Below are 24,681 nucleotides of genomic sequence, written 5' to 3'. Positions count from 1 at the left end.
CCTTTAGGGGGGGGCTGCGAGGGAGGTTAGGGTTAAGGTTTACTCAGTAAGCGGGAGATTTCAACTCCTGAAAGAATGAAAGGGGCATTGCCTTTCGGGTCGTTATTAGACACTATTTCGCTCATGTAGTAGTCGTAGCTACCACTGCGGCCGAAGCCTAGCCCTGCTACATAACACTGGTTGGTCATGCTCATAGTGCCATCAGGGTGTACACGTGCGAACTCATTGATGAGGCCTTGATAGCTGTCGAGTGCGACCTGCGTGTAGCTTTCATCGAGATAGCCATTACGTACAGCTTTGGCGAAGAAGTAGGTGTACATGGCAGACGCCGATGATTCGCGGTAATTTCCCGGTGCACTGGGTTTGTCCATTATCTGCCACCAGGTTTTCGTTTCCTGATCCTGATATTTCACCAGTGTGTCGGCAATTTCAACGACCAATGCTACAAGTGGTGCACTCAGTTCGTGGTTGTCGGCGGGGATGTAGTCCAACGTATCGACAACGGCCATGGCTAGCCAGCCCATGCCGCGCCCCCAAAATTCTGCAGACAGCCCGGTTTCAGGGTTTGCCCAGTCTTGTTGCTTGGCTTCATCCCAGCCGTGGTAATACAAGCCAGTTTTTGGGTCGCGCAGGTATTTACGCGTTAGATTAAATTCATTCACCACTTCTTCGAGGGCGGAGCCGTCATCAAACATTGAGGAGTGCTGAGCCAAGAAAGGCATGCCCATGTAAACACCGTCGAGCCATAGTTGATGTGGGTAGCGTTTTTTATGCCAATAGGCACCCTCAGATGTTTTGGGGTGATGGTGCAGCTGCTCACGAAGGGTATCGGCGGCTATTTTCAGCCTGCCTTCATTTGTTTGTTTGAAAAGTTCCAAAACTGCACGGCCGGGGGCTACAGAGTCGATATTGTAGTTGCTCTGCTTGTAGGCGGCGATTTCGCCTTTTTCGTTGATGAAGCTGCCAGTAACCTTATACAGCACCGATGCATACGCGGGGTTACCGGTCTCTTTCGCCAGCTCAGAATAGGCAACGGGATTTAACCCGACGATGTCGTATTCAAATCTGGGAGTGCGCTTGCGGTGAGTATCCCAGCCGCCGGCGTGGTATTTCAAGGTTTTACGGGCTAGCTCTGCATCGGCTAGTTTGGAACTCCAGGCGATTGCCTGTGCAGCGGTTAACGGCTTTTGAGCGGCTTGTTGGGATAGTGCTGTTTTTAAGCGTACGCGAGCTGGAATGGTTAGTTTTTCGATTTCTTGCTCTAGGTAGGCTACAAACGCTTCTTTGCTGGTTATGCCCGTTCCGTGTTCACCTTCCCAGGCGGCCACAAAGTAATACTCCATTTCTTCGCCTCGTGGGCGAAGAGTCACAGCGTATGATTTTGGGTCGTTAACTATTTCATTCATGTTACGCGGGCGATATATAACCGCCATGCCCAAGTGGTCGTCGTTAAGGCTCTGTTTACCCCAGCTGCCAATATAGGTGAAGGTATCGCCAGGGATGTTGGTTGGCCCCTGAAGAAACTCGGTATTTTTGTGTTTGACTATACCTATGGCGAGGTTTGGCAGTGAATCGGAAAGCTTGATTTGATTGTGTACCAAGCGACTGCCTGCCACCATGGATAAATTGCTGGTGATATCCAGCATTTTGCCGCCCACTTCCGTTTGCAGGTAATTGATTTTTACCGAGGAATAGATGGAGCCGTTATTAGTGATAGTTGCGGTACGGCTTTTACTCTTGCCGATGTTGTGAATTTTTTTGCCGTCCCAGAAGCCAAAGCCACCGGCTCCCAGAGAGCTGCCGACCTTTAGAATATCCATGCCCCAAGCTTGCTTGTGGTGGTATGACTCATAGCCATCCTGACCGACTTCTTGCAATACGGGCTTGGCAACGCTTTTGCCGAAAATATCATAGCCATTGCGCCAGTCGAGGTAGATACGATAGCCAACTTTGTCGGATTCAATGCCTGGGCCTTCGTAGCGAATCCAATTCGAGTGATCGGTGTAATGATCTGGGGGGGTAAGCTTGGAGACGTTTTTAAAGCTACCGCCCACGTACTCCTGAAAACCCTCAGTTTTGGTGTGTGGTTTCCATTCGCCGCCTTCTTTGTGAGAAATTTCGGCTTGCGTCTGTTTGGTGAATACCATTTTACTTAAGGCGGCATCTTCGACAAATTCAATTGATGTCTTACCTTCTGCTTTCAAGTCGATGGCTACAACGATACCGTTGTTTTGACCGTCTGAATCTGTGTCTATTGCCTGGAAGGGGACTACCGAAGAGCCAAGGGTAACGGCGAGCTTGTCGGCTGCATTCGCTTCAACGCCTAAGTCGGCGTAGCTGAAGTAAACCGATTCCTGTGGGCGCGCAAAAGCTGAGTAGTTCGAAAGCTCTGCGCTGGCAATAGCGCTGACCGCAGTGCTTTGCTGCGCGGGTGCAGCAGCTTCGGTTGTCGAGTCACGGGTATCGTTACCGCAGCCAGCGGCTAACAAAGTTAAGCCGGTGAGAACCCCCCGACTAATGAAATACGAATGAGGAAAAATTTGAACGAATTGTTTGGTCTTATTCATACGCCTGCCTGGTAACAAGAAGTGGAACAAGTAGATGAGTCTAAAAGGCACATTATGCCTTAAAGCGTTGTGGGAAACTGTAAATATAGATGACTCTGCAGGGGATTAACCAGCAGACATGTCATCTTTTATACTTATTGCTACGCGAAAGTTGACGCGTGAACTGTTATTTGAATTAAAAAAAAAGCGCCGGGGTTACCGGCGCTGTCAATTAGCTAAGGTAAGCTAAGGCTAGAACTTGTATTGAGCACCCCGTGCCAGCGGGGAGTCAGTGAGGTAATAGATGGAGCTGAGGCTAATGGTGTCAACGTAAACTAAACAGTCAGATGAATGTTTGGTTTGTGCCCCGGTTTTCAAAGCGAGATGGTATTTTTTTACAGCTAGCTCGTCGAGCATATTGTCATTCTCTTTGAGTTAAGTTGCGCTAACTGAAATACTTAGTGAGGCTGCTGAACTAAGTGTTTCAGTTCTGATACGATCTGCCTTATTGTTTTCCTTCTAAACCTTATTTTTTGCTGGGAATCGGTTTAATTGTTTGATGTATTACCAATGCCCTTCATCGGTAAACCAATATTGGCACAATTTGGCAGACCAATCAACTGCGGATTGGAATACCAAACTTTTTAGTGGAATGGGGTTGCCATACAGGATCTTTGTATCCTGTATGGCAAGTGGGCGCGGCGCGATGTGGGCTTGTGGGAGGGAGGGCTATGTTTGGCGTTAGGGGCAGTTTTATATGTGGTATGTAGGGCTGCACTATGGTGCACCCCTACATCGTCGGATTAGAGCGCTATAGCGTGAAAGGCGCCCCATTAATTTTCACGTCACTCAGGTGAAGGCCGTCTACATTTTCGATTATACCTGGATCATCGGCACGTTCGAAAACGACATTGGTTATATAGAGGTCTGAGATGGGAGCGCGTTTAAAACCGCGAACCTGGAACACCCTTTTGGCATGACCGCATTTTAAGTTTTCGATGTGAACATTGCGCACTGTTGGGTCGAACTGACCGGCGTCACCCTCTTCGTAGTTGAAGTTGATAACAATGGCGTCTCGCACTTCACCAATGGTGCAGTTGCGCATATAAAGGTTCTCTAGCACCCCTCCTCGAACGGAGTTGGTTTTAATGCGGAAGCCTCGGTCGAGGTCTGGGCTGCTCATTTCGTTGTTCTCAGCAAAGACGTTACGTACGCCACCGGAGATCTCGCTACCAATGACAACGCCACCGTGCCCGGCACTCATTTTACAGTTACGGATTATGATGTTTTCGCAGGGCGCGGCAAGTCGTCGGCCGTCATTGTTGCGTCCGGATTTGATGGCTATGCAGTCGTCCCCGGTATCGAAATAACAGTTCTCGATCAGAACGTTTTTACAGCTTTCAGGGTCGCAGCCGTCGGAATTGGGGCCGAGGCTTTGGAGGTGCACGCCGCGCACGGTTACGTCCTCGCAAAGGGTTGGGTGCAGCAGCCAGAAAGGTGCATTTATAATGGTTATATCTTCGATCAGCACATTCTTGCAGCGATACGGCTGGACGAACGATGGGCGCAGGTAGTGTCCGTCGGCATAGTTGCGCTCTTCTACGGGTTCTCCTGCTTCGGCTTGCGCGAACAGTTGGTCTCGGCTTTCTTTTTGTGAGGGGTGCCCTTCGAGCCCCCACGTTTTGTTGCCTTTCCATGCCCACCAAATAGTGGGCGCTGCTTGACCGTCCAGAGTGCCCTTACCTGTAAGAGCAACATTGGTTTTCTCAAAAGCATATATCAATGGAGAGTAACCCATCATCTCCATGCCTTCCCAGCGAGTGAAAACAGCGGGTAAGTAGGCGTCTGGATTGGTCTTAAACTTAATTGTCGCGCCTTCGTCGATATGTAAGTTGATATTGGAAAGCAGGTGGATGGGGCCGCTCAGGTAGCTTCCGCCACTGACGAGCACTTTTCCGCCGCCTGTTTTGGCGCAAGCGGCAATTGCATCATTAATAGCTTGGCTGCTATCAGAATCATTGTTGGCTGTTGCGCCGAAGTCACGAATATCGAAGGTTCTAGTTGGGAAAGTGGGGATATTTATATTTGCGGCGATCTCATTCGCAGCAGCCCAAGCTTCATCGGTCGATTTTTTTGTTGTTGAGGCTGTAACGGCATTTTTTTCACTTTTTCCTTGGCTGCAACCTGTAACAGCGAATGTTGCAACCCCTTGGAGGAGGTGGCGACGTGATAGTTTGCGCATATCGATTTCCCGTTATTATCGTGGTGCCAAAATAAGAGTATAAGATTAGTTTATTTTGAGAAATTTGGTAAGACCAAATCGATATGAATCCGCGGGTATGGATAGCAGGTTAAGGAATAATTGATCCGGATGAAATTCTGCCAGCGATAGAAACAGCTGGCAGATGGGGGTTGTTGCTTGCGAAAGGGGCTAGTTTATAAGTGAGAAGCGTGAGCGATTGCGCTCTACACTTCTGCGTGCTTCTTCAACAGCGGTGGCTTCGGTTGCGTCTAGTAGCTGTTGAATTACTCGAGTTAAGTGCTCTCGCATGGCTGCGCGAGCTTCGATGGGGTCACGCTTTTCCAGTGCTTCCAATACCATTCTGTGTTCATCAATACGCGGCTTGGAGCCTGCTTGTCTTACCTTTTCTAGAATGCGTGCGGATATAGGGGAGTTGTTGCGTAGTTTCCACAAATGCTCGCACACAGATACCATGGCTTCGTTCTTGGTTGCTCTGGCGATGATCATATGAAAACGTTCGTCCGCTTTTTCGCAGATGGGTTCACCTTCGTTCTCTGTGACCATGTCGTCTAAGGCCTGTCTTAGCTCGGTAAGCTCCTCTGCTGAGATGAGTCTGGCTGCAAGCTCTGCGGCTTCACCCTCAACTAGAATGCGGGCTTCAAGGATATCGAAGGGGCCAATATCGAGGTCGGTACTATTGAGTGAGCTGGTGGTTTCACTACATACATACACGCCGGAACCGCCCCTAACTTCTACGTACCCGGCAATTTCAAGGGCTATAATTGCTTCACGAATGGTGGGCCGGCTAACATCGAAGCGCTCAGCCAGCTTGCGCTCTGCAGGGAGGCGGGTGCCTGGCGGGTATTCGCCGGTGGTGATCGTTTCGGCCAGAAGTTCAGCAACTCTCTGGTAGAGCCGTCCCTTGGTGATTGGGGTTGAGTCTTTAGTGCTCATTCTTATTGCCTGTTATGTGTATTTAAAGTAGATCGCTGCTGCTGCCTGTCTTGTTGGCTGTTGCTGGGTGCGGGCTGACGGGTAACACCCTCTTTTTTTGGGGGCTTTTGCAAGCTTTCTTCGCCGCCGGTCAGACAGGTTGGTTTTTTGTGTTTATGGTCTTTCGCAGCCGCCACCGCTGGAGTTTAGCAAGAAGGCCATATAGCCACAAGGTAGATCTGAGCGCTTTAGTCTTACCAAAATTGTATTGCGGTCAGGCCAATAAGCTGCTAGATTTCGCCTTCATAAATGCTAATAAAGCTTTATCAAGGTGAGTAAGGTTTGAACAAGGCTTTGCTGAAAGAGCAGCTAGACGAGTTGCAGAGGGCTTCAGTGACAAAAATTATTAGGTTAGACGAAAAAGATAATGTAGCGGTTGCTATAAAAGGTTTGGTTAAGAACGAACTTGTGCCTTTCGAAGGCGATATGCTCGAGATCCTCGATGCTATCGACGAAATGCACAAAGTTGCGGTTGAATCTATTAGCGACGGCTCGCCCATTATTAAATACGGTCAGGTGATTGGCTTTGCCGAAGGTGATGTCAAATCGGGCGAACATATTCATGTACACAACTGTCAAGTTGGTGATGTCGACAAAGACTATGCCTTTTGCAGTAAAGCTGTTGCTACAGGTTATGTCCCAGAGGGCGATCGAGCCACGTTCGAAGGTTACCGTCGTTCAAACGGCAAGGTTGGAACGAGGAACTATGTTGGCGTGCTTACAACCGTTAACTGCTCCGCCACCGTTGCACGTTTTATTGCCGCAGAGCTAAACGCTCCCGGTGTGTTAGATGCTTACCCCAATATTGATGGCGTGATTGCTCTTACCCACGAAACCGGTTGCGGAATGCGCACCGAGGGAGAGGGGTACGATGCTTTGCGCCGCACCTTTGAGGGCTATATTCGTCACCCCAATTTTGGGGGGTTGATGATGGTCGGCCTCGGTTGCGAGTCAATGCAGGTCGAGAATTTGCTGGAAGAGTGTGGTCTGCATCAAAATGATACTTTCCTGGCCTACACGATTCAGGAAGTTGGTGGTACCAAAGCCGCTATTCAAAAGGGGGCTGCTGCGCTTAAAGCAATGCTTCCCACTATAAATACTGCGAAACGAGAGCCTTGTCCTGTTAGTGAGCTAACAATGGCGGTTCAGTGTGGCGGTTCCGATGCCTTTTCCGGTATTACCGCCAATCCAGCGTTGGGTGTTGCTGCGGATATACTGGTTCGCAACGGCGGCTCGGTGATCTACTCTGAAACGCCGGAAATTTTTGGTGCAGAGCATCTGCTGACCCAGCGAGCCGAGACCGAAGATATTGCTGAAAAGCTTCTCGAGAGAATTGTTTGGTGGAACGAGTATACTCGCGCCAGCGGATTTGAATTGAATAACAACCCATCGCCCGGTAACAAGAAGGGTGGTTTGAGCACAATTTTAGAGAAATCATTGGGCGCGCAAGCCAAGGGCGGCACAACAATTTTGACCGATGTTCTGCATTATGCTGAGCCTCTGAAGACTCAAGGTTTAGTCTTTATGGACAGCCCGGGCTACGACCCGGTATCGGTTACCGGGCAGGTGGCTTCGGGAGCAAATGTTGTTTGTTTCACGACAGGCCGCGGTTCGGCATTTGGTTTTAAGCCTGTGCCTAGCATTAAGTTGTCTACCAATACCGCCATTTACAACCATATGCGTGATGATATCGATATCAATTGTGGAACCATTATCGATGGCGAAGAGAGTATGGCGGAGGCCGGGCAGCGAATTTTTGAATATGTTGTTGATATCGCCTCTGGTAAGGAAAGCGCGAGTGAAGTGCTTGGTTATGGCGATGCAGAGTTCAACCCATGGAAGATAGGGGCGGTGGTTTAATCCACCGCAACTTTTTTAAGGTTTCGTGATTAGCTTTTCAACTTTAGTGAAGTTGTACTAATAACAATAAAGAGCGAAAAACGCTCAACGATTATTTGAAAATTATTCAGTTGGCAAGATTTCCACACGCCTAAAGTGGTATTTCCTGGCCGTCACCCAGTGATCTATGTAATTGGTCTCATATTGTGCTGCGTTTTACGCGGCATAATATTATTACTTGTTTTTCCTTCTCCCTCAGTTGAGTGTGTTTTATATGGTGGGGTGTGCCGCAGTGTTGTGTGCGTGTCGTTCGTCAAGTAGTCGATTTCTTTTCCGATAATTTTATTCAATAGTTCCTTTCAAATAATCTGAGTAGATCCGGAGGTTGGTATGACTTTACCAATAAGTGTAAAACGGCAGTTGCGAGATTTCACGAAATTACTCGTGGCTATTGTTGTGTCTTTGCAGTTCGCAGTGCTAGGCGCCCAAGCTGCCTACGATGTAGAGAATCTCGATCGAGGTGTTGTTGCCGTTTCCCTGGGTAATAGTGTGTTTGTGTCATGGCGATGGCTGGGGTACGAAGATGATGGCGTAGGGTTTAATCTTTATAGGAACGGCACCCTCGTTAACGCTGCCCCGATAACGGATCGTACTAATTATCTCGATTCTTCAGGCAGTGCTTCCAGTTTGTACGCTGTAGCGGCGGTGGTTAACGGTCAGGAGCAGTCAGCCTCTTCTGCTGTTGAGGTTTGGTCTGATATTTACAAGCGCATCCCTCTGCAGAGGCCGTCGGGTGGCACTACACCGGATGGGGTGGCTTACACCTACTCGCCTAACGACGCCAGTGTTGCCGATCTCGATGGCGACGGTCAGTACGAAATTGTGTTGAAGTGGGACCCCTCAAATGCTAAAGATAATGCCCATTCAGGGTATACGGGCAATGTGTTTTTAGATGCCTACGAGCTAGACGGCACCCATATGTGGCGTATCGACCTTGGCCGCAATATTCGCGCGGGCGCCCACTACACGCAGTTTATTGTTTACGATCTTGATAGTGATGGCTTAGCCGAGGTTGCTTGCCGTACATCTGATGGCAGTGTCGACGGTCAGGGTAGCGTCATTGGAAACAGTTCGGCCGATTATCGAACGTCTGCCGGTTACATTCTGAGCGGGCCTGAGTACCTCACTGTTTTTGAAGGTAGTACTGGCCGCGAGCTGGCCTCAACTGATTATGTTCCTGCTCGGGGTGCTGTGTCTTCGTGGGGAGATAACTACGGCAATCGAGTGGATCGCTTTCTCGCTGGTCTTGCATGGCTAGACGGTGAAAAGCCTAGCTTGATAATGAGTCGTGGTTATTATACTCGAGCGGTTGTAGCCGCCTGGGACTGGCGTAATGGCCAGCTTTCTTCACGCTGGGTATTTGATTCAGATAATGGTTACAGCGCTTATCGTGGTCAGGGTGCACACAGCCTGAGTATTGCCGATGTAGACAGCGATGGCAGGCAAGAGGTGATCTTTGGTGCAGCGGCTATTGATGATGACGGCTCTGGTATGTACTCCATGGGGATCGGTCACGGCGACGCCTTACACGCCTCTGACATGGACCCTAATCGGCCCGGTATTGAAGTGTATATGGTGCATGAAACACCTTCCTCTTATGGTGACTACGGCAGTGAAATGCATGATGGCGCAACAGGACAGGTTATTTGGGGTGCCTCTGGAGAGGGTGCCGATGTTGGTCGCGGTGTGGCCATGGATATCGACCCGCGCTACTCGGGTTATGAGGCTTGGTCGTCGCGAGGTGGTTTATATACTGCGCAAGGCGCGCAAATATCGTCGTCAGCCCCCTCACCCAAAAACTTTGCCGCCTATTGGGATGGCGATCTAGGTCGTGAAATACTCGATAACACTACAGTAAGTAAGTGGAATTACTCCTCGTCTTCACTGCAAACCTTGTTGAGTGCGTCCAATTACGGCGCTGCATCGAATAACGGTACCAAAGCGACGCCTTCGCTCTCGGCCGATATTCTGGGAGACTGGCGCGAAGAGATACTTTGGCGTGATAGTAGTAATACTTCATTATTACTGTTCACTTCGACGGTTGAATCTAGTCATCGTATTCGAACGCTGATGCATGACCTGCAATATCGCGCGGCAATTGCGTGGCAAAATGCGGCTTATAACCAGCCTCCTCATCCGTCTTTCTTTCTCGGTTATGATATGAATATGCCGGCTATGGCATCTCTCAACCCTGTGGGTGGGAACGTACAGGTGCCGGGTAGTGCTGCGCTCAACACACTTGTTGTCGGCTCTTCGGTACAGCTTTCCTGGAGTGTGTCGAACATTGATGACATTGCCGTTCAGGAGGTCTACCGAGATACCGACGCTGACCCTGCGGGTCGTATTCGGATTGCCAGTTTGGGTGCATACGATCGAAGCTATACGGATGTCACTGCGGAAGCCGGCTCTACCTACCATTATTGGGTAAAGATTACCGCCGCAGATTCTACTGTTTACAATACTGGCGGTGCCGAAGCGGCTCTGCCGTTGCCTGGCCAGGCGACTCTATTACTGCAGGAATATGATGACGGCTATTGCTACGTCGATGGTGCGATTGAAGCTGACCATGCTGGCTTCACCGGCTCTGGTTACGCCAATACTACGAATGCGGTAGACCAGACCATTGGGTACGCTATTAACATACCTACGGCGGGCACTTACCTTATTCGTACGCGGTTTGCGAATGGCTCTTCCGGTGAGCGTCTGGCCAACTTACTGGTTAATTCTGAAATCATGGGAAGCTACGATATGACGGCTAGCGGCGGCTGGACGAGCTACGTTGATTCTCCTGACTTGTCCTTGCAGTTGTCGGCAGGTAATCATCTTGTGGCATTGCGAGCGGTATCTTCTGCAGGTTTGGCTAACATTGACTATTTATCAATTTCGGGTGAGAGCCCAGTAGGCGGTAATTGCGATGGTACGGTTATTCCCGTGCCAACGGCAGAGCCCACCGCAACGCCAACGGCAGAGCCCACCGCAACGCCAACGGCAGAGCCCACCGCAACGCCAACGGCAGAGCCCACCGCAACGCCAACGGCAGAGCCTACCGCCACGCCAACGGCAGAGCCCACCGCAACGCCAACGGCAGAGCCCACCGCCACACCAACGGTAGAGCCAACACCTGATACTGGTGGTGGGGCCGTAGCCTGCATTTACTCCGTTTCCAATAACTGGGGCAGTGGATTTACGGGCGCAATCACTTTAACCAATAATGGTTCTTCACCGATTAATGGTTGGCAGGTGAGCTGGAATTATTCCGGTGGGGCTTCATTGGCGGGTAGTTGGAATGCAAGTGTTGGTGGGAGTAACCCATACACGGCTGCGGATATGGGTTGGAATGCGTCTATTGCGCCAGGCCAGTCGGTTGAGTTTGGCTTTCAGGGCGAAGGTGGCGACACTTCAGAGGTGCCGACAGTTTCTGGTGCGGTCTGTGAGTAAGGTGGCGTATTAGTTTTTCAGCGAATAATGGGTGCGACAATTTGTCTCTTTTGAAGGTTGGCTGCACCCGTTATAGTTGTTTTCCGACTAAATGCTTTTGGGTCGTCGATTGCGCACCTACGCAGTGCCTATTGAGTGACAAGGACGTTGTTTATACCCAGTAATAGCATACCCCTGCCAAGCCGATGCTCTATTTGTTGGGTTTCTCGCCTAGAGGCCTTTGGTCGGATCCTTCTTAACTTCTTCATGCGCCCCATTCTTGGGGCGTTTTTGTATATTGCTTCCATTTATTCACATAATTGATTCCCAGTATGCTATAGGTCAATACGATTTATAGGCGATACTCGTATTCTTTGGTCGCGTTATCTGCAAACGGGGGAGCACATGAAAATTGCAGTACTGAAAGAGCGCCGCGCTCATGAAAAGCGTGTTGCGGCAACACCGGAAACGGTGAAGAAATTTATTAAGCTGGGGCAAACTATCGCTATTGAGCGAGGGGCTGGAATTGCCAGCCGTATAAGTGATGAGGATTATGTGGCCGCGGGTGCAGTCATTGTTGATGATCCTGCGGTGCTGCTGAAAGATGCGGATATCGTATTGAAAGTTCAGCGCCCACTTCTTGCTGGTGAGGGGGAAATTGATGAGCTAGGCCTGATGAAACCGGGTGCTGCGCTTATTTCTGTACTCTCTCCTTTTTCCTGTCCTGAATCTGTTAAGCAATACGCCACAGCAGGTGTAACGGCTATGGCAATGGAGATGGTGCCGCGTATCACGCGAGCGCAAACCATGGACGTACTAAGTTCTCAGAGTAACCTAGCAGGTTATCGTGCAGTGTTAGAGGCTGCGTTTGAGTATGAGCGCGCCATGCCTATGATGATGACGGCTGCGGGAACAGTGGCACCCGCAAAAGTACTGGTGCTAGGTGCTGGTGTGGCTGGCTTGCAGGCAATCGCTACGGCTAAGCGACTGGGTGCTATTGTTAGCGCTACGGACGTTCGACCTGTTGCAAAAGAGCAGGTAGAAAGCCTTGGGGCAAAATTTGTTATGGTTGAATCGGAGGAAACAGCTAATGCTGAAACCGCCGGTGGTTACGCCAAAGAAATGAGCGAAGACTTTAAAAAGCAGCAGTCGGAGTTGGTAGCCGCTACCTTGGCGAAAAACGACATCGCTATTTGCACCGCACTTATTCCGGGGGTTAAGGCGCCGACCCTTATTGATGACGATATGGTCAAGTCCATGCGTGCGGGCTCGGTAATTGTCGATTTGGCCGTTGAGCAAGGCGGTAATTGCACACTCTCTGAGCCCGGTGAGGTGGTAGAGGTTAATGGTGTAAAAATAGTGGGTGTTATTAATATGCCTGCGCGCCTAGCGGCGGATACGAGTTCGCTCTATTCACGCAATCTCTACAGTTTTATTGCGCCGCATGTTGATGGCGAAAGTGGAGCGCTTAGCTTCGATTGGAGCGATGAAATCATAGCGGCAACCCTGTTGGCTCACGACGGTGTTGTTGTGCACCCGCAGTTTAGCGATCAGAAAGCAGAGGAGGCATAAATATGCAGGGTGATTTTGTATCTCAATTATCGATTTTTGTTTTGGCTGTATTTGTTGGGTATTACGTTGTCTGGAGCGTGACGCCGGCACTGCATACACCATTGATGGCGGTAACCAACGCGATATCGAGTGTGATTATAGTCGGCGCTTTGGTGGCGACCGGGCCTGCTGAATTTAGTTTAGCCAAGGCGCTGGGGTTTGTTGCTGTGATTCTTGCAGCGGTGAATATTTTTGGTGGCTTTGCGGTGACTCAGCGCATGCTTGCAATGTATAAAAAGAAGAAGTCATAGGGGAAATCAATGGAATCCAATTTAACTGCATTGGCCTACTTGGTCGCTTCCGTGCTTTTTGTGCTGGCACTGCGTGGGCTTTCCTCACCAGAAACATCTCGCAAGGGAAATATGCTTGGCATGGTGGGTATGGCTTTGGCTATTGTGACTACAATTCTCAGCCCGGAAATCACCTCCTACGCTTGGATCGTGGTAGCACTTGCGATTGGTGCGGCAATCGGTTTGACCATTGCCTCCCGTATAGCCATGACCGCTATGCCACAACTGGTAGCGGCCTTTCATAGTTTGGTGGGTATGGCTGCGGTACTCGTGGCTGGAGCAGCTTATTCAAACCCGGAAGCGTTTAAGTTACTGGATGTAACCGGGCAAATATTTGTCGTTAGTCGTATCGAAATGTCTTTAGGGGTGGTGATTGGCGCAATTACGTTTTCTGGGTCGATTATTGCGTTTACTAAGCTGCAAGGGCTCGTGTCTGGGGCTCCGGTAGTATTCAAAGGACAGCACCCTCTAAATGCTGTTATCGGGCTTCTTATTATTGGCCTTATGGTGGCGTTTTATACTGATCAGTCTCCTTGGATATTTTGGGGTATGACCCTGCTGGCATTCATTATCGGAGTGCTAATCATCATTCCGATTGGTGGTGCTGATATGCCTGTGGTTGTGTCCATGCTCAACTCCTACTCTGGTTGGGCAGCAGCCGGTATTGGTTTTACATTGCATAACAACGCGCTCATTGTGACGGGTGCCTTGGTGGGGTCGTCGGGTGCAATCCTTTCTTACATTATGTGTAAAGCGATGAACCGCTCTTTTATCAGCGTGATACTGGGCGGCTTCGGTGGTGAAAGTGAGGTCGTCGCGAGCGGGGGTGTTGAGGATCGAGCGGTTAAGCAGGGCAGTGCCGAAGATGCTGCATTCATTATGAAAAATGCCGGTTCAATCATTATTGTGCCCGGTTACGGAATGGCGGTGGCTCAAGCGCAGCATGCTCTGCGGGAGATGACGGATGGCCTAAAAGCGGCTGGCGTAAGTGTTAAGTATGCCATTCACCCGGTTGCAGGGCGTATGCCCGGACACATGAACGTATTGTTAGCGGAGGCGAATGTGCCTTACGACGAGGTGTTTGAGCTGGAAGACATTAACAGTGAATTCCAGGGGGCCGATGTTGCCTTTGTTATCGGCGCTAACGACGTGACAAACCCCGCGGCTAAAACTGACCCTCAAAGCGCCATTTACGGAATGCCAATTCTTGATGTCGAAAAGGCGCGAACCGTACTGTTTGTTAAGCGAGGGATGTCGGCCGGTTATGCAGGAGTGCAGAATGAGCTGTTCTTTCGGGATAACACCATGATGCTGTTTGGCGATGCGAAGAAAATGGTCGAAGGCATTATCCGCAATTTTGATTAGTGGTTAGCAGGGGTTCTGGGTCCCGCATATGCGGGATCTGGATTTATGCAACCGAAGTGCATCTCCATAGCAGAGGATTTGGGTCCCGAAGCCAGCTCGGTGTTTACGCCCTTTTTCCAATGTTCGTTAAAGTGGGTGCCCGGGACATAGATAAGCAGGCTCTTGTCTTTAGTATCCCATTCGGGTTTGGCTTTTGCCTCATCGGAAGTGTGGCCCTCAATGCCAGATAATTCCAGCTTTACGGGCACTCGGCCCTTGGTTAAAGCGCGTGATAACGTTTTTTTTTGCAAAAGCTAATGGGTTTATTCTCATGCTTGGGCTTATTCTCATGCTGTAGTGCAAGTGGGTGCTGGGTTGTCCATCGATTTCAAAAAAACAGGGTCGAAGCAAATAAATCCACTGAATATCGTGTATCCGGGGTGGGGGTGTCTTCATGCTGGCGAGGCTAATGTAGTTGGTGGGTTTCGTAATGTTACTCTTATTGATGTAAAGTACACCGACAATACTAAAAAGCATTAGGAGTTCCTTGATGTTCAAAACGAACGCTCTTCTATTTACTCTTCTGTCATTTCTTGCTGTTGGTCATGTGGGGGCTGACGAACTGCGTGACTCCCTTTTTGCCTCGGCGAATGCAGCTCTCAAAGACGCCAACAATGAATTGTCTAAAGTGTTGGCGCCGGTTAGTTATGCTGAGGGTGCGCGACTTTATGCCAGTGCTGACCGCCGATATAAAAAAGGGCATAAGGTTGCACGGGTGGAGGTCGACCTTAGCGGGGCAGTAAAGAATTTTCGCATTGCGATAAAGGCTTCGAAAGTCGCGCAGGTATCGTTTAAAACCACGATACAGGCACGAACGGACGCCAAGGGCGTGGATGCCGAAAAACTCGCGGCTAAAACATGGGAGAAAGCCGAGGCCAAATTTATGTTGGCGACAAAAACCCTAGAAACGGGCAGTCGTTCGCGGGCAGAGGCGCGGGTGGGCGAAGCTGAAAAGCTATACCGCGACGCCGAGCTGATAGCGATTAAGGGTAACTACCTAAATCAAACGCGCGCTAAAATTGAAGAAGCTGACCGATTGAAAGTGAAAAAGTTCGCACCTAAAACGTTAGACAAAGCTACCCGATTATTGGCTGCAGCAGAAAAGGAGCTAAGCGAGAACCGCTATGATACGGACTATCCTCGGGCGCTGGTAAAAGAGGCCTACTACGAAGCTCGACATGCTTTGTATTTGGCCAAACAGCTGGAGGCGCTCAAAAAGAAAGAATTGACGCCGGAGGATCTCATTCTTAAGCATGAAGAGCCGGTTGCTGCGGTCGCTGGGGAGCTTGACGTGGTTGCTGAGTTTGACAAGGGTTTCGAAGCCCCGGTGCAGGTGATTACCACTCAGATTCAAAAACTGCAAAAAGATTCTTATGATTTGGGTGAGCTGCAAACTAAAACAGCAGCGCTAGAGCAGGACTTTGCAGCTCTCGAGCAAAAGTTTGGGGTGCACTCTCAGAGATTAAAGCAGCAGGAAGAAGCGCAGGAGCGATTGCAGCGTATAACGGAGTATTTTCGACGAAATGAAGCGTCAGTGCTTACTCAGGGTGAAAACGTACTGGTCAGAATGGTGGGGTTAAACTTTGAGCCTGGGAGTGCGCAAATCGTTGCGGCGAATTACGGCTTGCTACAGAAAGTTGAAAACGCTATTCGAATGTACCCCGGGTATACGGTTGTAATAGAGGGGCATACGGACTCCTTTGGCAGTACTGAGTCAAATCAGTCCCTTTCTGAGGATCGTGCCAAGGCTGTACGCCAATACCTACTTGTGAACATGAATGATCTCCCAGCGAGTCGCTGCGAAGCCTATGGCTATGGCGAGTCACGGCCGGTCGCTAACAATGAAACGCGGGAGGGGCGCAAGCGAAATAGGCGTATAGATGTGCTCCTTAAGCCTCTAGCCGAAGGCTAATCCCGCCGTATAAATAGCGCTTAAATGAGCCCGCTTCCGCGGGCTTTTTCGTCTTAGTAAATTAATCATATTCTTTGTTGACAGAGTAAGACCCAGTCATTAGAATTGCGCCCTCATTTCAGCCAGCCCTAAACTTGTGCGCGGTTGATTGTTCTTTAAAAATGTTTGGAGTTTGGTTCAGATGCAGAATCAACGTATTCGAATTCGCCTGAAAGCGTTTGATCACAAATTGATTGATGCTTCCACGCAAGAGATTGTTGAAACAGCGAAACGTACTGGCGCGCAGGTTCGTGGTCCTATTCCCTTACCTACCCGAAAAGAACGTTTTACTATTCTGGTTTCGCCGCACGTTAATAAAGATGCGCGAGATCAATATGAAATTCGTACGTATAAGCGGTTGCTCGATATTGTTGAGCCTACCGAGAAAACTGTTGATGCCTTGATGAAGCTGGATTTAGCAGCGGGTGTTGAGGTTCAAATTAGTCTGGGCTAAAGCTTCAGATAAATTCTGTCGGCGAGTTGCCGGCAGAGTGTAACGCTCTGAAATGGGCGGCCATAGCGGGTCCGCCGATCCTAAGTTAGGACGGGAGGGAAAGCCCCGTACACTGAGAGGTTTACAGAAATGACGATTGGAATTGTCGGCCGCAAAAGCGGTATGACACGCATTTTTACTGACGACGGTTTATCCGTTCCTGTCACTGTGGTTGAGGTCGAACCCAACCGCATCACTCAGGTTAAGAGTGTAGAAACCGACGGTTATGCAGCAGTGCAAGTAACCGTAGGGTCTCGTCGAGCCTCCCGTGTTACCAAGGCGGAAGCAGGTCACTTTGCTAAAGCGCAAACCGAAGCCGGTCGCGGTGTTTGGGAGTTGCGTAATGAAGTTGGTTCTGAATTCGAGGTTGGTGGTCAAATTACTGTTGAGGCTTTCGAAGCTGGACAGAAAGTTGATGTAACGGGCACATCTAAAGGTAAGGGTTTTGCTGGTGGTGTAAAGCGTTGGAATTTTTCAATGCAAGATGCTACGCACGGCAACTCTCTCTCGCACCGAGCCCCTGGTTCTATTGGTATGTGTCAGACTCCTGGCCGCGTCTTTAAAGGCAAAAAAATGGCTGGTCACATGGGTGCTGAACGCTCAACTACTCAGAATTTGGAAGTGGTTAGGGTCGATGTTGAGCGCAACTTGCTGCTTATTAAGGGTGCCGTACCAGGTGCTCCCGGTGGAGACGTTATTGTTCGTCCTGCCATCAAGCTGCGTAACAGTTAAGTATCCCGGGGGAATCGACCATGGAATTAAGTATTGCTACACCTCAGGGCGCCAAGGGTACTGTTGCAGTTTCCGAAGCGGCTTTTGGTAGAGAGTTTAATCAAGACCTTGTTCATCAGGCAGTTGTGGCCTATATGGCTGGTGCTCGTCAGGGAACCAAGGCACAGAAAAATCGTGCGGCAGTATCCGGTGGTGGCAAGAAGCCATGGCGCCAAAAAGGTACCGGTCGCGCTCGTGCAGGTACTATTCGAAGCCCGATTTGGCGCTCAGGTGGTGTAACGTTTGCCGCTCAGCCACGGGACTTCGATCAGAAGCTAAACAAGAAAATGTATCGCGCCGCAATGCGCTGTATCCTTTCTGAGTTAGCTCGTCAGGATCGTTTGGTTGTTGTTGAGGAGTTCGATTTGGATGCTCCGAAAACCAAAAGTCTGTTGCAAAAGTTAGCGCAGTACGATTTGTCTGATGTGCTTATTGTGTCTGAGGAGATAAGTGAGAATCTTTACTTGGCTTCGCGCAATTTGCATAAAGTAGATGTTCGTGATGTCCAGGGCATTGATCCCGTTAGCCTGATTCGTTTTGATAAGGTTGTGGTGACGGTGTCTGCTGTTAAAAAGCTTGAGGAGGTGCTGGTATGAACCAGGAGCGCCTGTACAAAGTTTTGCTTGGCCCCGTAGTTTCTGAGAAAGCAGCGGTTGCTGCCGATATCGCCAACCAAGTGGTTTTTAAGGTTGTCCCCGATGCAGATAAGGCCGAGATCAAAGCTGCAGTAGAAAAACTGTTTAATGTGAGTGTTGAGGGCGTTCGTGTTCTCAATGTAAAGGGTAAAACCAAGCGCACGCGTTACGGGTTAGGTAAGCGAAGCGATTGGAAAAAAGCCTATGTCTCTCTGGCCGAAGGCTCAGAGATAGACTTCGAAGCGGCAGAATAAGGAGCGGACATATGCCTATCGTAAAACGCAAGCCTACGTCAGCCGGTCGTCGCTTTGTTGTAAGCGTAGTTAACCCTGACTTACACAAAGGTGCGCCATATGCGCCTTTGCTGGAAAAGAAATCTAAGAGTGGTGGTCGCAACAATAACGGTCGTATTACGACTCGTCATATTGGTGGTGGTCACAAGCAGCATTATCGAAAAATCGACTTCAAGCGGAATAAAGATGCTATTCCTGCAAAAGTAGAGCGTCTTGAGTACGATCCAAATCGCAGTGCGTATATTGCGCTGGTTTGTTATGCCGATGGCGAGCGTCGTTACATTATCGCTCCTAAAGGTTTGGCTGCTGGCGACTCGATTGAGTCGGGTGATGCATCGGCGATTAAGCCGGGTAATACCTTGCCGATTCGTAATATTCCAGTGGGTAGTGTTATCCACTGTGTAGAGTTGAAGCCTGGCAAAGGGGCTCAGTTGGCTCGTTCCGCGGGTACTTCTGTGCAGTTGGTTGCTCGTGAAGGCCAATACGCAACTCTACGTCTACGCAGTGGTGAAATGCGTAAAGTTGAGTCTGAGTGTCGTGCGACATTGGGCGAGGTTTCAAACAGTGAGCACAACTTACGTTCTCTGGGTAAAGCTGGAGCTAAGCGCTGGCGTGGTGTTCGCCCGACTGTTCGCGGTGTTGCAATGAACCCGGTAGATCACCCGCATGGTGGTGGTGAAGGTCGTACCTCCGGTGGTCGTCATCCCGTGTCTCCATGGGGTACGCCTACTAAAGGTTATAAGACTCGCAGTAATAAGCGTACTGACAACATGATTATTCGTCGTCGCGACAAGAAATAAGCGCCGGCTTAATAGCTAAAAAGAGGAAAGAACAGTGCCACGTTCACTGAAAAAAGGTCCTTTTGTAGACCATCATCTTCTGAAGAAAGTAGAAGTTGCGGCAGAAAAGAATGATCGTCGTCCTATTAAGACCTGGTCGCGTCGCTCGATGATTTTACCAGACATGGTTGGCTTGACTATCGCCGTACATAACGGCCGTCAGCACGTACCGGTGATGGTTGGTGAAGAAATGGTTGGTCATAAGTTGGGTGAGTTTGCGGCTTCCCGCACTTACCGTGGCCACGTAGCAGATAAGAAAGCGAAGCGCTAAGCGCGCACTTAGCGAGGAATAATGATGGAAGTTGCAGCTAAATTACGCGGTGCAAACATGTCGGCGCAGAAGGCTCGCCTAGTGGCTGATCAGATCCGCGGAAAATCAGTTGAAGAAGCGTTGGAAGTGTTGGCATTCAGCCTAAAGAAAGGCGCTGCTGTCATCAAAAAAGTTTTGGAATCGGCTATCGCGAACGCTGAGCATAATGAAGGTGCTGACGTTGATGAGCTGAAGGTGTCCACAATTTTTGTGGACGAAGGTTTAACGATGAAGCGCATTCGACCACGCGCAAAAGGCCGCGCTGATCGTATCCTTAAGCGTACTTGTCACATCACCGTTAAAGTAGCGGATCAATAAGAGAACAGACTTATGGGTCAGAAAGTACATCCTACAGGTATCCGTCTCGGTATTATTAAAAAGCACACCTCTACTTGGTATGCGAGCAAGGGCGATTACGCGGATAAACTGAACGAAGATTTAAACGTTCGTAAATTTATCAGAAAAACACTGTCTCACGCGTCCGTGAGCCGAATTGATATTGAGCGACCGGCCAATACTGCACGAGTAACAATACATACGGCTCGTCCGGGTATTGTGATCGGTAAAAAAGGCGAAGATGTTGAAAAGCTGCGCACTGCAATCAGTAAGCAGATGGGTGTGCCTGTGCACATCAACATTGAAGAAATTCGTAAGCCTGATTTAGACAGTGTGCTGGCAGCGCAAAGTGTAGCTTCCCAGCTGGAACGTCGAGTAATGTTTCGTCGTGCCATGAAGCGGGCTGTGCAAAACGCCATGCGCCAAGGTGCTCAAGGTGTGAAGATTCAGGTTAGTGGCCGTTTAGGTGGTGCAGAGATCGCTCGTAGAGAGTGGTATCGCGAGGGTCGTGTACCTTTGCATACATTGCGAGCTGATATCGATTACGCAACTGCAGAAGCTGCTACAACTTACGGCATTATTGGCGTAAAAGTATGGATCTTCAAAGGCGAAATAATTGGTGGAATGGAAGAAGCTGAATCCGCTCCAAAGAAAAAAGGCGCTAAATAAGCGCTTGAAGTAAACAGTTTTGACGAATAAGGGTTAGGCAAATGCTGCAACCAAAGCGTACAAAATTCCGTAAGCAAATGAAGGGGCGCAACCGTGGATTGGCACAGCGCGGCTCTAAAGTTAGCTTTGGTGAATTCGGACTTAAGTCGATAGCCCGCGGACGCATTACAGCGCGTCAAATTGAAGCGGCTCGTCGAGCAATGACTCGTCACGTTAAGCGTGGCGGAAAAATTTGGATTCGAGTTTTTCCTGATAAGCCTATTACTGAGAAGCCTTTGGAAGTTCGTCAAGGTAAAGGTAAGGGTAATGTTGAATACTGGGTCGCCCAGATTCAGCCAGGGAAAGTTCTATATGAAATTGAAGGTGTTTCTGAAGAGCTGGCTCGCGAAGCGTTTGCACTTGCTGCTGCGAAACTGCCTTTGGGTACAACCTTTGTTAAGCGGTCGGTGATGTGATGAATGCTACAGAACTTAATGGGAAAACAGCTGAAGAGCTGAGCCAGGAACTGCTTTCACAGTTAGAGGCACAGTTTAAGCTGCGTATGCAAAAGTCTACTGGCCAACTGAATCAGACCCACTTGATGAAGCAAAGCCGTCGCGATATTGCTCGCATTAAGACTGTTTTGCGTCAAAAAGCAGCAACCAAGTAGAGCGTAGGTAAAAGCAATGGCTGAAGCAGAAAAGTTGGTACGTACGTTAACCGGTAAGGTTGTTAGCGACAAAATGGATAAGTCGATCGTTGTTTTGATCGAGCGTCGTGTGAAGCACCCTGTGTACGGTAAGTACATGAGTAAATCTACAAAGATTAAAGCTCACGACGAAGACAACAGTTGTACTCAGGGCGATACAGTAACGATCGCCGAGTCTCGTCCTCTTTCGAAAACCAAGTCATGGACTCTGGTTAAAATCGAAGAGCGGGCAACCAGTATTTAAGTGAATCGCCGCTGACCGGCATTGTGTTTCGGTCACAGGGTTTTGGAGATAGACGATGATTCAAACAGAAAGTTATTTGGATGTAGCTGATAACAGCGGTGCTCGTCGAGTGATGTGTATCAAAGTGTTAGGCGGCTCACATCGTCGCTACGCAAGAGTTGGCGATGTAATTAAAGTTACCGTTAAAGAAGCGATTCCTCGCGGTAAAGTAAAGAAGGGTCAGGTGATGAAAGCTGTTGTGGTTCGCACCAAGAAAGGCGTTCGCCGCCCAGACGGTTCCATTATTCGCTTCGACGATAATGCTGCTGTTTTGCTGAACCAGCAGGAAGCCCCTGTAGGTACACGTATCTTCGGACCAGTAACCCGCGAGCTGCGTGGCGAAAAGTTTATGAAGATTATATCTCTGGCTCCCGAAGTACTTTAATCGGCGGCTGCGAGGTCAAGAGGAATTAGGTTATGCGCAAGATCAAATGTAATGACGAAGTGGTGGTAATCACCGGTCGTGATAAAGGTAAGCGCGGTAAAGTAAACCGTGTACTGCTTGATAATCGAATCATTGTCTCCGGCGTGCAGATGATTAAAAAACATCAGAAGCCAAACCCCCAGCTGAATGTGCCTGGTGGGATTGTTGAGAAAGAAGCTCCGATTCAGATTTCAAATGTTGCAATTTACAATCCGAGCACGCAAAAAGCGGATCGCGTAGGATTTAAAGTGTTGGAAGATGGAAACAAGATTCGTGTTTTCAAATCCAACGGCGAAGCTATAGACGCATAAGCGGACTGAGTGAATAAGATGGCCAGGCTGAAAGAAATTTATCGAGACGAGATCGCTCCAAAGCTCAAAGAAGAGTTGGGGTTGGGTAATGTAATGGAAATTCCACGCATCACCAAAATCACTCTGAATATGGGAGTGGGTGAGGCAATTGGAGATAAAAAGGTATTGGAACACGCTGTTGCTGACCTGGAAAAAATAGCCGGTCAAAAGGTTGTTGTAACCAAGGCGCGTAGATCCATTGCTGGTTTTAAGGTGCGTGAAGATTGGCCTGTAGGTTGTAAGGTTACTTTACGTCAAGAACGTATGTACGAATTCCTTGATCGTCTGATCAGTATTGCAATTCCGCGCGTACGCGATTTCCGTGGTATCAGTCCGAAGCAGTTTGATGGGCGCGGAAACTTTTCAATGGGCGTAAATGAGCAGATCATTTTTCCTGAAATTGAATACGACAAGATAGATAAACTTCGTGGATTGGATATTTGTATTTCCACGACCGCTCGTACAAACGAAGAAGGGCGTGCTTTGTTAAAAGCATTTAACTTCCCGTTCAAGGCTAGGAGTTGATTGAACGATGGCAAAGAAATCAATGATCGCCCGCGAAGCTAAGCGCACAAAGGCAGTAGAAAAGTTCGCCGCCAAACGCGATGCTTTAAAAGCAATTATCAAGAGCACTGAATCTACCGATGACGAGGTTTGGGGCGCGATGATTAAGTTGCAAAAATTACCTCGCGATAGCAGTCCCGTTCGTGGTCAGCTTCGTTGTCGAGTGACTGGCCGTCCGCACGCGGTTTACCGCAAGTTTGGTTTATGTCGTAACAAATTGCGTGAAGCTGCAATGCGTGGCGACGTGCCTGGCCTCGTTAAAGCAAGCTGGTAATCCCGGTTACTAGTAGGAGCAGAATTTTATGAGTATGCAAGACCCTATCGCCGATATGCTCACTCGCATTCGTAATGCGCAGATGGTTGGCAAGACTTCCGTTTCCATGCCTGCTTCCAAGTTGAAGAAGAGCATTGCAGGCGTGCTGAAAAGCGAAGGCTATATTGCCGAGTTCGCCGTCACCGATGACGTTAAGGCTGAGCTAAATATCGAGTTAAAGTATTTTGAAGGTAAGCCCGTAATAGCCGAGCTCGACCGTATTAGTCGTCCCGGCCTGCGTTCTTACGTTGGAAAGGGTGAACTTCCATCCGTTCGGGGTGGTTTAGGTATCGCCATTGTTTCCACCAGTCAAGGTGTTATGACCGATCGTGCTGCCCGTGCAGCCGGTGTTGGTGGTGAAATTATTTGTACGGTGTTCTAAGCGACCTCATTAAGAGCGAGCTTTTAACGGAATAAGATTAGACGGGTAACCAATATGTCACGTGTTGCTAACAGTCCAGTTCAACTACCCAAGGGTGTTGAGGTTAAGCAGAATGGTAGTGACCTCACCGTAAAGGGTGGCAAAGGTACACTGGATCTGCAAATCCACACTGCTGTGGAAGTAAAATTAGAAGATAACGTACTCTCGTTTGCCGCTCGTGATGGAGCCAAGGGCTCTCGTGCACTGGCTGGTACTATGCGCGCCTTAGTAAACAATATGGTTACTGGTGTGAGCGACGGCTTTGAAAAGAAGTTGGTTTTAAACGGTGTTGGTTATCGTGCGAAAGCTTCGGGCAAAACTCTAAATTTGACCCTAGGTTTCTCGCATCCGATTGATTACGATTTGCCAGAAGGTGTTTCTGCTGAGACACCGTCTCAAACTGAAATTGTCCTCAAGAGTGCAGACAAGCAACTGCTAGGTCAGGTTGCAAGTGAAATTCGTGCATTCCGTCCGCCGGAGCCCTATAAAGGTAAAGGTGTTCGTTATGCTGATGAATATGTACGTCGTAAAGAAGCTAAGAAGAAGTAAGTCGTAAAACGACTAACTAAGAGTAGGTTTTGAATATGAACGCTAAGAAGCAATCCAGGATACGTCGTGCTACCCGGTCTCGCTCAAAGATCCGTGAGCTGCGTGAAGTTCGCCTTTGCGTTAACCGAACCCCGCGCCATATTTATGCGCAAATTATCGCTGCAGAAGGTGATAAGGTTCTAGCGACGGCTTCAACATTAGATAAAGATTTACGTGGTGGTAAAACCGGTAACGCCGATGCTGCTATTGAAGTTGGTAAACTAATCGCTGAGCGCGCGAAGGCCGCGGGCGTAACTAAGGTTGCGTTTGATCGAAGCGGTTTTAAATTTCACGGTCGAGTGAAGGCGTTGGCGGATGCTGCTCGAGAAGGCGGATTGGAATTCTAAAGGT

General features: G+C 49.2%; 27 protein-coding genes. 24 read left to right on the top strand and 3 right to left on the bottom strand.

Annotation, left to right across the window (positions count from 1 at the left end):
- Positions 1–32 precede the first annotated feature (32 nt).
- From H5336_RS05550 to H5336_RS05540, 3 genes are all read right to left on the bottom strand, one after another.
- Complete coding sequence (locus H5336_RS05550; RefSeq protein ID WP_185232186.1) at positions 33–2,567, bottom strand: glycoside hydrolase family 88 protein; 2,535 nt, start codon at positions 2,565–2,567, stop codon at positions 33–35.
- Between the two features lie 790 nt (positions 2,568–3,357).
- A complete protein-coding gene (locus H5336_RS05545) occupies positions 3,358–4,788 on the bottom strand; it encodes a glycoside hydrolase family 28 protein (protein ID WP_185232184.1) in 1,431 nt (476 codons plus the stop codon).
- 189 nt (positions 4,789–4,977) lie between these two features.
- Positions 4,978–5,742: a FadR/GntR family transcriptional regulator gene (locus H5336_RS05540; protein ID WP_185232182.1), complete on the bottom strand. Its 765-nt coding sequence runs from the start codon at positions 5,740–5,742 to the stop codon at positions 4,978–4,980.
- 372 nt (positions 5,743–6,114) lie between these two features.
- Between H5336_RS05540 and H5336_RS05535 the strand changes: the two genes are divergently transcribed.
- The 24 genes from H5336_RS05535 to rplR all read left to right on the top strand — a co-directional run bounded on the left by H5336_RS05535 (position 6,115) and on the right by rplR (position 24,677).
- Complete coding sequence (locus H5336_RS05535; RefSeq protein ID WP_185235650.1) at positions 6,115–7,641, top strand: D-arabinonate dehydratase; 1,527 nt, start codon at positions 6,115–6,117, stop codon at positions 7,639–7,641.
- 369 nt (positions 7,642–8,010) lie between these two features.
- A complete protein-coding gene (locus tag H5336_RS05530) occupies positions 8,011–11,118 on the top strand; it encodes a rhamnogalacturonan lyase family protein (protein WP_185232180.1) in 3,108 nt (1,035 codons plus the stop codon).
- 384 nt (positions 11,119–11,502) lie between these two features.
- Positions 11,503–12,669, top strand: coding sequence for a Re/Si-specific NAD(P)(+) transhydrogenase subunit alpha (locus H5336_RS05525; protein WP_185232178.1), 1,167 nt, complete (start codon positions 11,503–11,505; stop codon positions 12,667–12,669).
- 2 nt (positions 12,670–12,671) lie between these two features.
- The gene (locus H5336_RS05520; protein ID WP_185232176.1) at positions 12,672–12,959 is read left to right on the top strand and encodes an NAD(P) transhydrogenase subunit alpha part 2; all 288 of its coding nucleotides are present in this window, start codon (positions 12,672–12,674) and stop codon (positions 12,957–12,959) included.
- Positions 12,960–12,968: 9 nt separating this feature from the next.
- The gene (locus H5336_RS05515; protein WP_185232174.1) at positions 12,969–14,363 is read left to right on the top strand and encodes an NAD(P)(+) transhydrogenase (Re/Si-specific) subunit beta; all 1,395 of its coding nucleotides are present in this window, start codon (positions 12,969–12,971) and stop codon (positions 14,361–14,363) included.
- Positions 14,364–14,892: 529 nt separating this feature from the next.
- Entirely contained in the window at positions 14,893–16,314 is a 1,422-nt protein-coding gene (locus H5336_RS05510) for an OmpA family protein (RefSeq protein WP_185232172.1), read from the top strand.
- 181 nt (positions 16,315–16,495) lie between these two features.
- Positions 16,496–16,807 (top strand): 30S ribosomal protein S10, encoded by a 312-nt coding sequence (gene rpsJ / locus H5336_RS05505; protein ID WP_185232170.1) that lies wholly within the window; start codon positions 16,496–16,498, stop codon positions 16,805–16,807.
- A gap of 129 nt (positions 16,808–16,936) precedes the next feature.
- Positions 16,937–17,578 (top strand): 50S ribosomal protein L3, encoded by a 642-nt coding sequence (rplC, locus tag H5336_RS05500; protein ID WP_185232168.1) that lies wholly within the window; start codon positions 16,937–16,939, stop codon positions 17,576–17,578.
- 20 nt (positions 17,579–17,598) lie between these two features.
- Entirely contained in the window at positions 17,599–18,213 is a 615-nt protein-coding gene (gene rplD, locus H5336_RS05495) for a 50S ribosomal protein L4 (protein WP_185232166.1), read from the top strand.
- On the top strand, positions 18,210–18,506 hold the full coding sequence (gene rplW, locus H5336_RS05490) for a 50S ribosomal protein L23 (RefSeq protein ID WP_185232164.1): 297 nt from the start codon (positions 18,210–18,212) through the stop codon (positions 18,504–18,506). The genes rplD and rplW overlap by 4 nt, the downstream gene beginning before the upstream one ends.
- Before the next feature lie 11 nt (positions 18,507–18,517).
- The gene (gene rplB, locus H5336_RS05485; protein WP_185232162.1) at positions 18,518–19,345 is read left to right on the top strand and encodes a 50S ribosomal protein L2; all 828 of its coding nucleotides are present in this window, start codon (positions 18,518–18,520) and stop codon (positions 19,343–19,345) included.
- Between the two features lie 34 nt (positions 19,346–19,379).
- Positions 19,380–19,655: a 30S ribosomal protein S19 gene (rpsS, locus tag H5336_RS05480; RefSeq protein ID WP_185232160.1), complete on the top strand. Its 276-nt coding sequence runs from the start codon at positions 19,380–19,382 to the stop codon at positions 19,653–19,655.
- Positions 19,656–19,679: 24 nt separating this feature from the next.
- A complete protein-coding gene (gene rplV, locus H5336_RS05475; protein ID WP_185235649.1) occupies positions 19,680–20,012 on the top strand; it encodes a 50S ribosomal protein L22 in 333 nt (110 codons plus the stop codon).
- A gap of 12 nt (positions 20,013–20,024) precedes the next feature.
- A complete protein-coding gene (gene rpsC / locus H5336_RS05470; RefSeq protein WP_185232158.1) occupies positions 20,025–20,699 on the top strand; it encodes a 30S ribosomal protein S3 in 675 nt (224 codons plus the stop codon).
- 41 nt (positions 20,700–20,740) lie between these two features.
- Positions 20,741–21,154, top strand: a complete 414-nt coding sequence (rplP, locus tag H5336_RS05465) for a 50S ribosomal protein L16 (protein WP_185232156.1) — start codon at positions 20,741–20,743, stop codon at positions 21,152–21,154.
- Entirely contained in the window at positions 21,154–21,348 is a 195-nt protein-coding gene (rpmC, locus tag H5336_RS05460; protein ID WP_185232154.1) for a 50S ribosomal protein L29, read from the top strand. Before rplP ends, rpmC begins: the two co-directional genes overlap by 1 nt.
- 16 nt (positions 21,349–21,364) lie before the next feature.
- Positions 21,365–21,631 carry a 30S ribosomal protein S17 gene (gene rpsQ / locus H5336_RS05455; RefSeq protein WP_185232152.1) on the top strand — a complete coding sequence of 89 codons (267 nt, stop codon included), beginning with the start codon at positions 21,365–21,367 and terminating at the stop codon, positions 21,629–21,631.
- A gap of 55 nt (positions 21,632–21,686) precedes the next feature.
- Positions 21,687–22,055, top strand: a complete 369-nt coding sequence (gene rplN, locus H5336_RS05450; protein ID WP_185232150.1) for a 50S ribosomal protein L14 — start codon at positions 21,687–21,689, stop codon at positions 22,053–22,055.
- Between the two features lie 32 nt (positions 22,056–22,087).
- A complete protein-coding gene (rplX, locus tag H5336_RS05445; RefSeq protein ID WP_185232148.1) occupies positions 22,088–22,405 on the top strand; it encodes a 50S ribosomal protein L24 in 318 nt (105 codons plus the stop codon).
- Positions 22,406–22,423: 18 nt separating this feature from the next.
- Entirely contained in the window at positions 22,424–22,969 is a 546-nt protein-coding gene (gene rplE / locus H5336_RS05440; protein WP_185235648.1) for a 50S ribosomal protein L5, read from the top strand.
- 7 nt (positions 22,970–22,976) lie between these two features.
- Positions 22,977–23,282, top strand: a complete 306-nt coding sequence (rpsN, locus tag H5336_RS05435) for a 30S ribosomal protein S14 (protein ID WP_185232146.1) — start codon at positions 22,977–22,979, stop codon at positions 23,280–23,282.
- A 28-nt stretch (positions 23,283–23,310) separates the two neighbouring features.
- Positions 23,311–23,703 (top strand): 30S ribosomal protein S8, encoded by a 393-nt coding sequence (rpsH, locus tag H5336_RS05430; protein WP_185232144.1) that lies wholly within the window; start codon positions 23,311–23,313, stop codon positions 23,701–23,703.
- Between the two features lie 54 nt (positions 23,704–23,757).
- The gene (gene rplF, locus H5336_RS05425; protein ID WP_185232142.1) at positions 23,758–24,291 is read left to right on the top strand and encodes a 50S ribosomal protein L6; all 534 of its coding nucleotides are present in this window, start codon (positions 23,758–23,760) and stop codon (positions 24,289–24,291) included.
- A 35-nt stretch (positions 24,292–24,326) separates the two neighbouring features.
- Positions 24,327–24,677: a 50S ribosomal protein L18 gene (gene rplR, locus H5336_RS05420; RefSeq protein ID WP_185232140.1), complete on the top strand. Its 351-nt coding sequence runs from the start codon at positions 24,327–24,329 to the stop codon at positions 24,675–24,677.
- The last annotated feature ends 4 nt before the right edge of the window (positions 24,678–24,681 follow it).

The sequence above is a fragment of the Teredinibacter franksiae genome (assembly GCF_014218805.1).
Taxonomy (GTDB): domain Bacteria; phylum Pseudomonadota; class Gammaproteobacteria; order Pseudomonadales; family Cellvibrionaceae; genus Teredinibacter; species Teredinibacter franksiae.
This window is presented reverse-complemented; position numbering and strand designations above follow the sequence as displayed.

Coding starts and splice junctions, on each gene's coding strand:
- rplN (WP_185232150.1), top strand. CDS start 21,687: ATGATTCAAACAGAAAGTTATTTGGATGTAGCTGATAACAGCGGTGCT.
- rplR (WP_185232140.1), top strand. CDS start 24,327: ATGAACGCTAAGAAGCAATCCAGGATACGTCGTGCTACCCGGTCTCGC.
- rpsQ (WP_185232152.1), top strand. CDS start 21,365: ATGGCTGAAGCAGAAAAGTTGGTACGTACGTTAACCGGTAAGGTTGTT.
- rplV (WP_185235649.1), top strand. CDS start 19,680: ATGGAAGTTGCAGCTAAATTACGCGGTGCAAACATGTCGGCGCAGAAG.
- rpsC (WP_185232158.1), top strand. CDS start 20,025: ATGGGTCAGAAAGTACATCCTACAGGTATCCGTCTCGGTATTATTAAA.
- rplW (WP_185232164.1), top strand. CDS start 18,210: ATGAACCAGGAGCGCCTGTACAAAGTTTTGCTTGGCCCCGTAGTTTCT.
- rplB (WP_185232162.1), top strand. CDS start 18,518: ATGCCTATCGTAAAACGCAAGCCTACGTCAGCCGGTCGTCGCTTTGTT.
- H5336_RS05520 (WP_185232176.1), top strand. CDS start 12,672: ATGCAGGGTGATTTTGTATCTCAATTATCGATTTTTGTTTTGGCTGTA.
- H5336_RS05510 (WP_185232172.1), top strand. CDS start 14,893: ATGTTCAAAACGAACGCTCTTCTATTTACTCTTCTGTCATTTCTTGCT.
- rpsJ (WP_185232170.1), top strand. CDS start 16,496: ATGCAGAATCAACGTATTCGAATTCGCCTGAAAGCGTTTGATCACAAA.
- rplF (WP_185232142.1), top strand. CDS start 23,758: ATGTCACGTGTTGCTAACAGTCCAGTTCAACTACCCAAGGGTGTTGAG.
- rplE (WP_185235648.1), top strand. CDS start 22,424: ATGGCCAGGCTGAAAGAAATTTATCGAGACGAGATCGCTCCAAAGCTC.
- rpsH (WP_185232144.1), top strand. CDS start 23,311: ATGAGTATGCAAGACCCTATCGCCGATATGCTCACTCGCATTCGTAAT.
- rpmC (WP_185232154.1), top strand. CDS start 21,154: ATGAATGCTACAGAACTTAATGGGAAAACAGCTGAAGAGCTGAGCCAG.
- rpsN (WP_185232146.1), top strand. CDS start 22,977: ATGGCAAAGAAATCAATGATCGCCCGCGAAGCTAAGCGCACAAAGGCA.
- H5336_RS05550 (WP_185232186.1), bottom strand. CDS start 2,567: ATGAATAAGACCAAACAATTCGTTCAAATTTTTCCTCATTCGTATTTC.
- H5336_RS05540 (WP_185232182.1), bottom strand. CDS start 5,742: ATGAGCACTAAAGACTCAACCCCAATCACCAAGGGACGGCTCTACCAG.
- H5336_RS05545 (WP_185232184.1), bottom strand. CDS start 4,788: ATGCGCAAACTATCACGTCGCCACCTCCTCCAAGGGGTTGCAACATTC.
- rplD (WP_185232166.1), top strand. CDS start 17,599: ATGGAATTAAGTATTGCTACACCTCAGGGCGCCAAGGGTACTGTTGCA.
- H5336_RS05525 (WP_185232178.1), top strand. CDS start 11,503: ATGAAAATTGCAGTACTGAAAGAGCGCCGCGCTCATGAAAAGCGTGTT.
- rplX (WP_185232148.1), top strand. CDS start 22,088: ATGCGCAAGATCAAATGTAATGACGAAGTGGTGGTAATCACCGGTCGT.
- rplC (WP_185232168.1), top strand. CDS start 16,937: ATGACGATTGGAATTGTCGGCCGCAAAAGCGGTATGACACGCATTTTT.
- rplP (WP_185232156.1), top strand. CDS start 20,741: ATGCTGCAACCAAAGCGTACAAAATTCCGTAAGCAAATGAAGGGGCGC.
- H5336_RS05530 (WP_185232180.1), top strand. CDS start 8,011: ATGACTTTACCAATAAGTGTAAAACGGCAGTTGCGAGATTTCACGAAA.
- H5336_RS05515 (WP_185232174.1), top strand. CDS start 12,969: ATGGAATCCAATTTAACTGCATTGGCCTACTTGGTCGCTTCCGTGCTT.